Source organism: Bradyrhizobium prioriisuperbiae, assembly GCF_032397745.1.
In the GTDB taxonomy this organism is placed as follows: Bacteria; Pseudomonadota; Alphaproteobacteria; order Rhizobiales; family Xanthobacteraceae; genus Bradyrhizobium_A; species Bradyrhizobium_A prioriisuperbiae.
In genome coordinates this window covers 1,501,046-1,513,064 of the sequence record NZ_CP135921.1, presented here as the reverse complement: position 1 = coordinate 1,513,064, position 12,019 = coordinate 1,501,046, and the positions used below count along the sequence as shown (strand labels likewise).

Sequence of the window (12,019 nt, the reverse complement as noted above, 5' to 3'; positions counted from 1 at the left end):
TTATATGAATTATAATTCTAAAAACTAGGGAAGAGTACGCTGTGGTCGTCAGCGGCGAGATCGCTCGCGCAACTGCGCGAAATATAGTTCATAGTTCGCTGAGATATACACAGGTGGTTCGTCCCTGCCTCGAACAGGATTGGGAGCAGACCCGATGAGCGGTTCCTCAGGCGCCTATAACGCCGTGACCTATCTGCTCGACCGCAACGTTGCGGAAGGGCGCGGCGCCAAAGTCGTGTTCAGCGATCCCCAAACCGAGATCACCTACGCCGGCCTGCAGACCCAAAGCCGCCGGCTTGCCAATGTGCTGAAGCGGCTTGGCGTGCGCCGCGAGGAGCGAGTGGCGATGATCATGCTGGACACGATCGATTTTCCGATCGTGTTCCTGGGCGCGATCCGCGCCGGCATCGTGCCGGTGCCGCTGAACACGCTGCTGACGTCGGAACAGTATGCCTATGTGCTGGCGGATTGCCGCGCGCGGGTGCTGTTCGTCTCGGAAGCGCTGTGGCCTTCGGTGCGCGATATCCTGCCGCAGTTGCCGGATCTCGAACACGTTGTCGTTTCCGGCGCCGATGCGTTGGGGCACACCCGGCTGGCCGACGAACTGGCACGCGAAACCGATCAATTCGAAACCGTCGCGACCCATCCGGACGAGCCGGCGTTCTGGCTCTACTCGTCGGGCTCGACCGGCATGCCGAAAGGCGTGCGCCATCTGCATTCCAGTCTGGAGGCGACGGCGGAGACCTATGCACGTCAGGTACTCGGCATCCGCGAGAGCGATGTCGGCCTCTCCGCGGCGAAACTGTTCTTTGCCTACGGGCTGGGCAATGCGCTGACATTCCCGATGTCGGTCGGTGCCTCCACCATTCTCAATCCGGAACGCCCGACGCCGGCGGTGATGTTCGAGCTGATCCGCCGCCACGATCCCAGCATCTTCTTCGGCGTGCCGACCCTGTTCGCGGCCATGCTGAACGACGAGACGTTCAAGACCATGCCGCGCACCAAGCGGCTGCGGGTCTGCACCTCGGCCGGCGAAGCCCTGCCGGAACTGGTGGGGCAGAGCTGGAAAGCACGGTTTGGCGTCGACATTCTCGACGGTGTCGGTTCGACCGAGCTGCTGCATATCTTCCTGTCGAACGCGCCGGGCGATGTGAAATACGGCACTTCGGGCAAGCCGGTGCCGGGTTATGCGGTGCGCCTGGTCAATGACGCGGGCCAGGATGTCGCCGATGGCGAGGTCGGTGAGCTGATCGTGAACGCGCCTTCTGCCGGCGAGGGGTATTGGAATCAGCGCAGCAAGAGTCGCGGAACGTTCGAGGGCCACTGGACCCGCACGGGTGACAAATACACCCGCGATGCCGAGGGCCGTTATACCTACTGCGGCCGCGCCGACGACATGTTCAAGGTCTCCGGCATCTGGGTGTCGCCGTTTGAAGTTGAAAGCGCGCTGATCACGCACTCAGCGGTGCTGGAAGCAGCGGTGGTGCCGGCAGCCGATCCGGAAGGCCTGCTGAAGCCGAAAGCTTATGTGGTGCTGAAAGCCGGTACCGACACTGCCGGTCTGCACGAGACTCTGAAAGAGCACGTCAAACAGAAGATCGGCCCGTGGAAATATCCGCGCTGGGTCGAGGTGGTGGAGACGCTGCCGAAGACCGCGACCGGCAAGATCCAGCGCTTCAAGCTGCGCGAGAGCGACGCAGCGAACTGAAATTGTTCGCGCTTGTAGCCCGGATGAGCGTAGCGACATCCGGGTGGCAGCATTCAGACCGGTTCCCGGATATCGCTTCGCTCATCCGGGCTACAGACGAAACGGAGAGAGTCATGAGCGCACTGCAGTCATCCGGGCACCTGACCATCGGTTCAAGCCAGATCGAATACCGGATGGTCGGGCCGGCGCCCGATGTCGCGCCGACGCTGGTGCTGCTGCACGAAGGCCTGGGCTCCGCCGGTTTGTGGGGTGATTTCCCCGATAAGCTCGCGGCCGCAACAGGCACCGGCGTGTTCGCCTATTCGCGCAGCGGTTATGGCGCATCGACCCCCGCCACGCTGCCGCGTTCAATCGACTACATGCACCGTGAGGCGCTCGATGTGTTGCCACAGGTGCTCGATGCCGTCGGCTTCCGCCGCGGGCTCCTGATCGGCCATTCCGATGGCGCGTCGATCGCTGCCATCTATGCCGGCGGCGTGCAGGATCATCGCATCCGTGGCCTGTGCCTGATTGCGCCGCACTTTGTTGTCGAGGACATTTCGGTGGCGTCGATCGCAAAAATCAAAATCGATTACGAGCAGGGCGATCTCAAACAGAGGCTGGCGCGCTGGCACAGCGACGTCGACAACGCATTCTATGGCTGGAACAACGCCTGGCTCGATCCGGCATTCCGCGCCTGGGACATTTCCGAATCGCTCGCTTATGTCCGGGTGCCGATCGCCATCGTGCAGGGCGCCGACGATCATTACGGCACGCTGCGGCAGATCGCGATTGCGGAGGAGGAGTGTTATTGCCCGGTCGATGCCGAGATCATTCCGGGCGCAGGACATAGCCCGCAGCGCGAGGCGCCGGAGGTGACACTGAAAGTGGTGTCCGATTTCGTCAACCGGATCCTGCGCGTGCACGGTGAAGGCGAGTTGGGACGGGCGGCGTAAGTCGCGCGTTTTTAGCAATGTATCTCCGTCATCCTGAGGTCCGAGCCTTGCGGTGCACTTGCACCGCTGGGCGAGCCTCGAAGGATGAATGGCCCGGGCGTACGCCCTTCGAGGGCCGTGCTATGCACGGCCACCTCAGGACGACGAGATAGATCGTGTGAGTGTTTCGGATCAAACAACAACTACACATGTTCTGCCGCGCTGGGCCTATGTCCCCGGCGTCGATACGCAAGCCGATCGTGTCACGCTCGATCGCGTCAAGGCGCTGGTGCCGGAGCGGTTCGACGGCTTCGTTCCTGCCTCGCATGCAGCGGTGCTCTATGGCCTGCGGCTGAATGACGAAGGCTTCTTCTGGGAAGCGCACGAGATTCTCGAAGCGGTCTGGAAGGTGGCGCCGAAAGGCGGGCTGGACCGGATCTGCCTGCGTGCCTGCATCCAGATCGCCAACGCCAATCTCAAACTGAAGATGGGCAAACCTCAGGCGGTGAAACGGCTGATCGCGGATGCCGCCACGGAGTTGACGGAACTGACGGTGCGTCGCCGCTCCCAAGCCGGAGACAGCCTGGCGGCGGGTTTTCCAGCGGAAGCGCTGGCAAAAGAGTTGCGGAACTGGGCCCGTCATTATTGGAACGATAGTGCCAATGCTCCTCAGCTGACATGAAAGAAAATGCATATTTTCGGCGATTAAGGGTGGACCGCCGCCAAAACATGCATTATTATGCATATCAACGCTGAAGCAGCGGCACACGAACACACAGGCAAATCAAAAGGGTGGCTCATGGCAGGTGAGGATCGCAAGCTCGCCAACGGCGCAAAACACATCGACTTCCAGACCGAGCCGTCGCGGTACAAGCACTGGAAGCTGGATGTCGCTGGCGATGTCGCCACGCTGACCATGGATGTCGATGAGAATGGTGGCCTGTTCGAGGGCTACCAGCTCAAGCTGAATTCCTACGACCTCGGCGTCGATATCGAGCTTGCCGATGCCGTGCAGCGGCTGCGCTTTGAGCATCCCGGCGTGAAGGCGGTGATCCTGCGCTCGGGCAAGAACCGGGTGTTCTGCGCCGGCGCCAACATCCGCATGCTCGCGGGCGCCACCCATGCGCACAAGGTCAACTTCTGCAAGTTCACCAACGAAACCCGCAACGGCCTGGAGGATTCCAGCGAGAATTCCGGCCAGCGTTTTGTCTGCGTTGTGAACGGCACCGCAGCCGGCGGCGGCTATGAACTGGCGCTCGCGGCCGACCACATCGTGCTGGCCGATGACGGCTCGGCCGCGGTGGCGCTGCCGGAAGTGCCGCTGCTCGCGGTGCTGCCCGGCACCGGCGGTCTCACCCGCGTGGTCGACAAGCGCAAGGTGCGCCGCGACCATGCCGATTATTTCTGCACCATCGAAGAAGGCATCAAGGGCAAGCGCGCCGTGCAGTGGCGGCTGGTGGATGAGATCGTCCCGAATTCGAAACTCGACGCCAAGGTCGCCGATCGTGCCAAGGCTTTCGCCGCAGCATCGAAGCGCAACGGTGAGGGGGACGGCGTTATGCTGACCCCGCTGACGCGCACCATCGATGACAACGGGCTGCGTTATGGCTTCGTCAGTGTCGACATCAACCGCGATGCCCGGATCGCCACCATCTCGATCAAGGCGCCGGAGACGGCGCCGCCGGCAAGCGTCGCTGATATGGCAAAACAGGGTGCGGACTTCTGGCCGCTTCAGGTGGCGCGCGAACTCGACGACGCCATCCTGCATCTGCGCATCAATGAGCTCGGCACCGCGATGTTCGTGTTCAAGTCGCACGGCGACCGCGCCCAGGTTCTCGCCTATGACGCGTTCCTCGACGCGCACAAGGATCACTGGCTGGTCAACGAGATCCGCCATTACTGGAAACGCGTGCTCAAGCGTGTCGACGTTACCTCGCGCACCCTGGTGGCGCTGGTCGAGCCGGGCTCCTGCTTTGTCGGCACGCTGGCTGAACTCGTGTTCGCGGCCGACCGCTCCTACATGCTGATCGGCGAGAAACAGGGCGACAATCGTCCGCCGGCCGAGATCATTCTGTCGTCTCTGAATTTCGGTCCCTATCCCATGAGCCACGGGCTGACCCGGCTGCAATCGCGTTTCCAGGCCGATCCGTCCGATGTGGAGACCGCGCAGGCCAGGATCGGTGAGCCGCTCGATGCGGACACCGCCGAAGAACTCGGCCTGGTGACCTTCGCGCTGGACGACATCGACTGGGACGATGAGGTGCGGGTGTTCTTCGAGGAACGCGCCAGCTTCTCCCCCGACAGCCTCACCGGCATGGAAGCGAACCTGCGCTTTGTCGGCCCCGAGACCATGGAATCGAAGATCTTCTCGCGGCTCACGGCCTGGCAGAACTGGATCTTCCAGCGTCCCAATGCCGTTGGTGAGGAGGGCGCGCTGCGCCGCTATGGCACGGGCGAGCGCGCGCAGTTCGACATGACGCGGGTCTGAGACAAGTCATTGCGCCGTGCTTGCGGGCACGGCGATCAAAAGATGCACAACGGGAGTTGGCCATGAACGTGATGAACGTCGATTACACCACCAAGATTCCGAACAATGTGAATCTCGCCGAGGACCGTCAGGTGCTGAAGGCCCTGGAGGGCTGGCATCCGGGCTATCTCGACTGGTGGAACGACATGGGTCCGGAGGGCTTCCAGGAATCGCTGGTGTATCTGCGCACCGCGATCAGCGTCGATCCGAAGGGCTGGGCCAAGTTCGATTACGTGCGGATGCCGGAGTATCGCTGGGGCGTGCTGCTGGCGCCGCAGGATGAGACGCGGCTGGTGAACTTTGGCCAGCACAAGGGTGAGAAGGCCTGGCAGGAGGTGCCCGGCGAATATCGCGCCATGCTGCGTCGTCTGGTGGTGATCCAGGGCGACACCGAGCCGGCTTCGGTCGAACAGCAGCGCCATCTCGGCAAGACTGCGCCGTCGCTCTACGACATGCGCAACCTGTTCCAGGTCAATGTGGAGGAGGGCCGTCACCTTTGGGCGATGGTCTATCTGCTGCAGAAGTATTTCGGCCGCGACGGCCGCGAGGAGGCGGACGATCTGCTGCGCCGCCGCTCCGGCGATGAGGATAGCCCGCGCATGCTCGGTGCCTTCAACGAGGCAACACCGGACTGGCTGTCGTTCTTCATGTTCACTTTCTTCACCGATCGCGACGGCAAGATGCAGCTCGAGAGTCTGGCGCAGTCGGGCTTCGATCCGCTGTCGCGCACCACGCGCTTCATGCTGACCGAGGAGGCGCACCACATGTTCGTCGGCGAAACCGGCGTTGGCCGCGTCCTGCAGCGGACCTGCGAGGCGATGAAGGCCGCCGGCATCGACGATCCCAATGCTATCGAGAAGGTGCGTGCGCTCGGCGTCATCGACCTGCCGACCATGCAGAAGAAGATGAACCTGCACTACTCGCTGTCGCTGGACTTGTTCGGCTCGGAGGTCTCCACCAACGCGGCGAACTTCTACAACGCCGGCCTCAAGGGCCGCTTCCAGGAAACCAAGATCGAAGACGATCACCGGCTGACCGACGACATCTACCAGGTGCTGAAGATGGTCGACGGCGAGATCAAGCTGGTTGACGAGCCGGCGCTGACGGCGCTGAACATGCGCCTGCGCGACGACTACACCGCCGACTGCGCCAAGGGCGTGGAACGCTGGAACAAGATCATCGAGAAGGCCGGCGTCAACTTCCGGCTGGAACTGCCGCACACCGCGTTCCATCGCCAGATCGGCGAATTCACCAATGTGCAGGCGACGCCGAAGGGTATCATCGTCAGCGATGCGGAATGGGCCAAAATCCGCAACAACTATCTGCCGTCGACGGACGATGGTGACTTCATTTCCTCGCTGATGACGCCAGTGAGCGAACCCGGCAAGTTCGCCAACTGGATCTCGCCGCCGAAGGTCGGCATCGACAACAAGCCCGGCGATTTCGAATACGTGAAGATCGCCGCCTAAGTCCGAGTGGATAACAAGTCATGCATGTTGAAGGTCTCCTCAAGCAGCACGTGATCGACCCGGAGATTTGTATCCGGTGCAACACGTGCGAGGAGACGTGCCCGATCGATGCCGTCACCCATGACGACAACAACTATGTCGTCAATGCGGAGATCTGCAACTACTGCATGGACTGCATTTCGCCCTGTCCGACCGGCGCCATCGACAACTGGCGCGTGGTGTCGAAGGCGTATTCGCTGGAAGAGCAATTCTCCTGGAGCGACCTGCCGGCACAGGAAGAGATCGCCAGCGGCGAGGCTGGCGGTGCGATCGAGGCGCTGGAGGACGATGTTGGCGCCTTGCTCGAGGAAGCCCGCAAGGGGCTCGGCGGCAAACCCGTGGCGCCGGCCTCCGCAAGCAAGCCGACGGTCAATCTCTATAACCGCGGCAAACCGGCCAAGGCCACCATCACCGGCAATTTCCGGCTGACCCACGCCGAGGCGGACTCTGACGTCCGGCACATTATTCTGGATTTTGGTGACCAGCCGTTTCCGGTGCTGGAGGGTCAGAGCATCGGCATCATCCCGCCCGGCCTGAACGCCGAGGGCAAGCCGCACGCCGCGCGGCTCTACTCCATCGCCAGCGCCCGCGATGGCGAGAAGCCGAATGCCAACAACCTGTCCTTGACGGTCAAGCGCGAGGACAAGGGCGTCTGCTCGAATTATCTTTGCGACCTGCCACGCGGCGCCAAGGTCGAGATCACCGGTCCGTTCGGCGCCACCTTCCTGATCCCGAACGATCCGGCCTCCAACATCCTGATGATCTGCACCGGCACGGGATCAGCTCCGTTCCGCGGCTTCACCGAGCGGCGTCGCCGCGCCATGCCGGAGGCGGCGGGGCATCTGCTGCTGTTCTTCGGCGCGCGGCGTCCGGAGGAGCTGCCGTATTTCGGGCCGCTGCAGAAGGTGCCGGAAAAACTGCTGACACGGCACTTCTGTTATTCACGGGTGCCGGGCGAGCCGCGCACTTATGTGCAGGACCGCATCCGCAGCGAAGGTGCGCGCCTCAGCGCCCTGCTGAATAATTCCCATACCCACATTTACATCTGCGGCCTGAAAGGCATGGAAAGCGGCGTCGACGAAGCCTTCGCCGACGTCTGCCGCCACGCTTCGCTTGATTGGGCGACGCTCAAGGCAACGATGCGCGAGAGCGGGCGGTATCACGTCGAGACGTATTGACGCTTTCAGCACGATCGCTCGCGAAGAGCCAATCATTGCTCTCGGCGTCATGCCCGGCACAAGGCCGGGCATGACGGCATTCGTTGCAGAAGCGCGGTGCCTCTCTTCCAACTAAGAAGAGATTAATCCCAGCCATCACCCTTGATGCCGGCATTGGCATAGACAATCCCGCCGTCCACGGCGATCGTCGCCCCCACCACATAATCTCCGGCGCGTGATGCGAGATAAATCGCCGCGCCTGCCATGTCCTCGTCGGTGCCGACCCGGCCGGCGGGCACGCGTGTCGCCACGGCGTCGGCGTTGTCGCGCGCCGCCTTGTTCATGTCGGACTTGAACGGCCCCGGCGCAATCGCGGTCACCACCACATGGTCCTTGATCAGCTTCACCGCCATCCGCCGCGTCAGGTGGATCAGTCCCGATTTGCTGGCGGCATAGGAATAGGTCTCCATCGGATTGACGAAGATGCCGTCGATCGAGGCGATGTTGATGACCTTGGCCGGCTTCTCGGCGGTGGCGGCCGCGCGCAGCTGCGCAGCCAGCGCCTTGGTCAAAAAGAACGGCGTCTTGACGTTGAGGTTCATCACCTTGTCCCAGCCGCTCTCCGGGAATTCGTCGAAATCGGCGCCCCAGGCAGCGCCGGCGTTGTTGACCAGGATGTCGATCTTGGGTTCGCGCTTCTTGAGCTCGGAGGCCAGCATCTCGATGCCGGCGGTGGTCGAAATGTCGATCGGCAATGCAATGCACTCGCCGTCATATTGCGCGGTCAACTCTTTCGCCGTCTCTTCGCAGGGACCGGCCTTGCGCGCGGTGATGTAGACCTTGGCGACGCCCTGGGCGAGAAACCCCGCCGCGATCATCTTGCCGATACCGCGCGAGCCGCCGGTGACGACGGCGATGCGGCCTTTTAGAGAAAAGAGATCTTTGAACATGCTTGTCCTCCCATGAAAGCTTTTCCGGCGCTCTTCAGCGCGGCTTTGGCATGGTGTGAGCCCTGGGAGGGCAGGGAGTCAAGGATTGGCGGCCAGACGATTGCCGGCCTGCATCAGGCCGCGGCGACGCGGCGAAATCCATTCCACACTGCGGTGGCGGCGCCGGAGGTGAGCACCGAGAGAAACCGCTTGTCCTGATAATTTCCATTCAGCGAAATTCGCGGCAACGCCGTCAGGTGATCGGCGCTCTCCGCAAACAGCATGCCCGGCCGCGTGGTCAGCGCCGTCTTGAAGCCAAGCGTGCGCGCGAGATCGAATTCGCGGGTCGATGCCGCGATCTTGTCGCCATAGGGATAGGCGAAATGCAGCACCGGACGCTGAAGCGCATTCTCAATACGGGCGCGGCTCTCGCCCATTTCATGGGACGCATCGGCTTCGCTGGCTCGCGCCAGGTTGCAATGGGAGAGTGTGTGCGCGCCGATCGTGACCAGCGGGTCGGCGGCGAACGTGCGCATTTCATCCCACGACAGGCACAAGTCGCGGCCGAACGCCGTTCCCTGAATATTGTGGCTAATGCACAGCTGCTGCACGGCGTCGCGCACGTGGGCGTCGCTCGGAAGGCTGCGCAGCCAGCCATGCAGACGGTCGAACGCGATCTGCTTCGCCGGCACCGTGCTGGCCTCGAGCTTGATACCCCCGTCAATCGGCGCGTCGATCACGTCGGCTTGCACCACCAATTGTTCGAGCCCGATCCACCAGAGCGGGCCGGTGCCGTCGGCAAAGTCGGTTGCGGCATACACCGTCAAGGGTGCGTCATAGTCGCGCATCACGGGCAGCGCGTAGTCGCGATTGTCCCGGTAGCCGTCGTCGAAGGTGAAGCAGGCGAAACGGCGGGAAAAGTCGCCGTCGCGCAGGCGGCGGTGCAACTCGTCGATGGTGACGATGTCGAGCCCCAGAGCGCGGACATGGGCGAGGGTGGCGCGCAGGAACTCCGGGGTGATTTCCAGATGCCGGTTAGGCTGGAAAGCATCCGGCCGGGCCGGGCGGACGTGATGCAGCATCAGGATGACGCCCACGCCGGACAATAGCGGCCGCAACAGGTGGTGGGCCCCTGAGAAGTAAAGGGCATCGAATCCAGCCCGAATGATGCTGTTGCGAAGCTGCGTCATGAAACGGGGATATACCGGCGGTCGTTAAGACGAAGCGCAAGCAGTGACAGAAACCGTTGAAAAAACGGTTAGCCTGACCTGCAGGATCGTTAGGGCGCCCCCTTCTCATTTCTAAATTGACACCCCCGCAAGTGTTTGATTTCACTGCTGCGGGATCGATGAAGGTAGCGGAATGCGCGGATTTTTCAGGTGGTGCGACAAATGGTGGCCGGGTCTGCTTCCGTTAGCCATCCTTTGGGGCGTTGCTGCCTGGCACAGCACGGTTCCACTCGAAGAAGACCTTGCGGCCCACACCACGGCCGCATTGAAGGACGCCGTTCTGGACAAGATCCGGGTTTCGGCGTCCGGGCGGGACGTGACGCTGGCCGCGGAGGCTTTTTCGGAACCAGGACGGCTGAGCGCGCTGGGGCAGGCCGAGACGGTGCCGGGCGTCCGGCTGGTCATTGACGAGACGCGACTTGTGCCGGAAGCCAAGCCCTTCATCTGGGTCGCGGAGCGTGATGTGGTTCGCGTCACGCTCTGGGGCAGTGCGCCGCTTCCGACGGTCAAGACGCGGCTGTTCGACGCAGCCAAGGCGGCCGTCGCCGGCACCGAGGTCTCCGACCGGATGGGGCTGGCGCGTGGGGCGCCGCCACGGTTCGATGCGGCGGCCCAGCTGCTGCTCGATCAGATCGGCAAGTTGAAGGACGGCAAGGCAGTCTTGTCGGACACCAGCGTGAGCCTCAGCGGCATGGCGCGCGATCTCGGTGGCCGGGAGGCCATCGCCGCGGCACTGAAGAACCTGCCCGAGGGTTATTCCGTCACCGAAAACGCCATCAAGGCGCCGCCTTACATCTTCCAGGTCAACAAGGATCCCGTCGCCGGGACGGTCAGCATCAGCGGCTACGTCCCGGACAACACCGTCCACGCCGCGCTGGTCGCGGCAGTGACGCGAAAATTCTTCGATGGAAAAGTGGTCGACAATCTAAAGGCCAGCGTCGGTGCGCCGTCCGGGTTTTCCAACGCCGCAATCGCTGCGCTTGGAGCGCTATCGCGGCTGTCGACGGGATCGCTGGTGATCGCCGATCGCGAGGTCAAGCTGTCCGGCGATGCGCTCTATGGTGTTGCCGCCGACCAGATCCGTGCTGCCCTCGCGACCGATCTGCCGCAAGGCTGGAAGGCCAATGCGGAGGTCTCGGTGCGGCCGGCCGCGAGCGTGGTCGATTCCACGGTGTGCCAGCAGCTGTTCGCCGACCTGTTCCGCAAGGGCCGGATCCGCTTCGAAACCGGACAGGCCAAAATCGATCCGGATTCGCTGGGGCTGCTCGATCGGCTGGTCGAGACCGCCTTGCGCTGCCCCGCCGCCAATATCGAGATCGCCGGTCACACCGACTCCGCCGGTGACGATGCCGCAAACCAGGCTTTGTCCGAAAAGCGGGCGCAGGCGGTTGATGACTATCTGGTGCGGGCCGGCCTGCCGCTGGAGCGCCTGACCGCGGTCGGATATGGCAGCACCCAGCCGATCGCCTCCAACGAGACCGACGAAGGCAAGGCGCAGAACCGCCGCATCGAGTTCGTGGTGAAGGAATAGCGATGGCGTATCTGGCGATATTTCATTGGGGATGGCTGCTGGGCGCCTTGCTGCTGGGCCTCGCCATGGGCTGGATCTCCGTGGTTCACCGCGGCCAGCCGCTGTCGAAGGTCATGCTGCGGCGTATCGCCGTCGTCCTGGCGGTGTTCGCCGGGGTCACCCTGGCGCGGGTGATTCCGGGGCGTCCGGGCTACTGGTTCGATCTTGGTCTTGTCATGTTCGCCCTCTATCTGGTGGGCTGTGCGGTGGGGTCGTGGCTGCGGGATCGGGCGATTTCCCGTCACGCTGCGGCGAAATGAAATTTGGGCAGGTTGTTTCCGAGGCAGGACTTTTTCCCGGCTGATCATTCCCCCAAACGGATAGTTACTAAAGTCTAATGACGGTTCCTGCCAATGATGCCCAGAATGACATTCGAACGAGGGTGGGGGTGGCACGGACGAGATGCCGGCGCCAGATACACCAAATGCGTGGCGGCCAATTGAAACGCCGAAAAGATGGAATTGAAGGGACCGCGGC

At 62.8% G+C, this 12,019-nt stretch carries 10 protein-coding genes; 8 read left to right on the top strand and 2 right to left on the bottom strand.

All coding sequences use genetic code 11. The annotated features are described in order from the left end of the window. Positions 1–154 precede the first annotated feature (154 nt). From RS897_RS07070 to boxA, 6 genes are all read left to right on the top strand, one after another. Positions 155–1,708 (top strand): benzoate-CoA ligase family protein, encoded by a 1,554-nt coding sequence (locus RS897_RS07070; RefSeq protein WP_315835871.1) that lies wholly within the window; start codon positions 155–157, stop codon positions 1,706–1,708. 113 nt (positions 1,709–1,821) lie between these two features. Beyond that, complete coding sequence (locus tag RS897_RS07065) at positions 1,822–2,643, top strand: alpha/beta fold hydrolase (RefSeq protein ID WP_315835870.1); 822 nt, start codon at positions 1,822–1,824, stop codon at positions 2,641–2,643. A gap of 88 nt (positions 2,644–2,731) precedes the next feature. Beyond that, on the top strand, positions 2,732–3,304 hold the full coding sequence (locus tag RS897_RS07060) for a DUF309 domain-containing protein (protein ID WP_315835869.1): 573 nt from the start codon (positions 2,732–2,734) through the stop codon (positions 3,302–3,304). 117 nt (positions 3,305–3,421) lie between these two features. Further along, the gene (gene boxC, locus RS897_RS07055) at positions 3,422–5,110 is read left to right on the top strand and encodes a 2,3-epoxybenzoyl-CoA dihydrolase (RefSeq protein ID WP_315835868.1); all 1,689 of its coding nucleotides are present in this window, start codon (positions 3,422–3,424) and stop codon (positions 5,108–5,110) included. A gap of 62 nt (positions 5,111–5,172) precedes the next feature. Continuing rightward, positions 5,173–6,618, top strand: coding sequence for a benzoyl-CoA 2,3-epoxidase subunit BoxB (boxB, locus tag RS897_RS07050; protein WP_315835867.1), 1,446 nt, complete (start codon positions 5,173–5,175; stop codon positions 6,616–6,618). A 20-nt stretch (positions 6,619–6,638) separates the two neighbouring features. Then, on the top strand, positions 6,639–7,835 hold the full coding sequence (gene boxA, locus RS897_RS07045; protein WP_315835866.1) for a benzoyl-CoA 2,3-epoxidase subunit BoxA: 1,197 nt from the start codon (positions 6,639–6,641) through the stop codon (positions 7,833–7,835). Between the two features lie 122 nt (positions 7,836–7,957). Here boxA and RS897_RS07040 read toward each other — a convergent pair whose 3' ends face one another. Beyond that, entirely contained in the window at positions 7,958–8,764 is an 807-nt protein-coding gene (locus RS897_RS07040; RefSeq protein ID WP_315835865.1) for an SDR family oxidoreductase, read from the bottom strand. A gap of 113 nt (positions 8,765–8,877) precedes the next feature. After that, complete coding sequence (locus RS897_RS07035; protein ID WP_315835864.1) at positions 8,878–9,933, bottom strand: polysaccharide deacetylase family protein; 1,056 nt, start codon at positions 9,931–9,933, stop codon at positions 8,878–8,880. A gap of 172 nt (positions 9,934–10,105) precedes the next feature. Here RS897_RS07035 and RS897_RS07030 point away from each other — a divergent pair, with 172 nt between their 5' ends. Together RS897_RS07030 and RS897_RS07025 are read left to right on the top strand one after the other, a co-directional pair. After that, positions 10,106–11,503: an OmpA family protein gene (locus tag RS897_RS07030; protein WP_315835863.1), complete on the top strand. Its 1,398-nt coding sequence runs from the start codon at positions 10,106–10,108 to the stop codon at positions 11,501–11,503. 2 nt (positions 11,504–11,505) lie between these two features. Next, a complete protein-coding gene (locus RS897_RS07025; protein ID WP_315835862.1) occupies positions 11,506–11,802 on the top strand; it encodes a hypothetical protein in 297 nt (98 codons plus the stop codon). Positions 11,803–12,019 lie beyond the last annotated feature (217 nt).

What these genes read in the sequence shown, in the direction of transcription:
- RS897_RS07070 (WP_315835871.1), top strand. Translation starts at nt 155, where the DNA reads ATGAGCGGTTCCTCAGGCGCCTATAACGCCGTGACCTATCTGCTCGAC.
- RS897_RS07065 (WP_315835870.1), top strand. Translation starts at nt 1,822, where the DNA reads ATGAGCGCACTGCAGTCATCCGGGCACCTGACCATCGGTTCAAGCCAG.
- RS897_RS07060 (WP_315835869.1), top strand. Translation starts at nt 2,732, where the DNA reads ATGGCCCGGGCGTACGCCCTTCGAGGGCCGTGCTATGCACGGCCACCT.
- boxC (WP_315835868.1), top strand. Translation starts at nt 3,422, where the DNA reads ATGGCAGGTGAGGATCGCAAGCTCGCCAACGGCGCAAAACACATCGAC.
- boxB (WP_315835867.1), top strand. Translation starts at nt 5,173, where the DNA reads ATGAACGTGATGAACGTCGATTACACCACCAAGATTCCGAACAATGTG.
- boxA (WP_315835866.1), top strand. Translation starts at nt 6,639, where the DNA reads ATGCATGTTGAAGGTCTCCTCAAGCAGCACGTGATCGACCCGGAGATT.
- RS897_RS07040 (WP_315835865.1), bottom strand. Translation starts at nt 8,764, where the DNA reads ATGTTCAAAGATCTCTTTTCTCTAAAAGGCCGCATCGCCGTCGTCACC.
- RS897_RS07035 (WP_315835864.1), bottom strand. Translation starts at nt 9,933, where the DNA reads ATGACGCAGCTTCGCAACAGCATCATTCGGGCTGGATTCGATGCCCTT.
- RS897_RS07030 (WP_315835863.1), top strand. Translation starts at nt 10,106, where the DNA reads ATGCGCGGATTTTTCAGGTGGTGCGACAAATGGTGGCCGGGTCTGCTT.
- RS897_RS07025 (WP_315835862.1), top strand. Translation starts at nt 11,506, where the DNA reads ATGGCGTATCTGGCGATATTTCATTGGGGATGGCTGCTGGGCGCCTTG.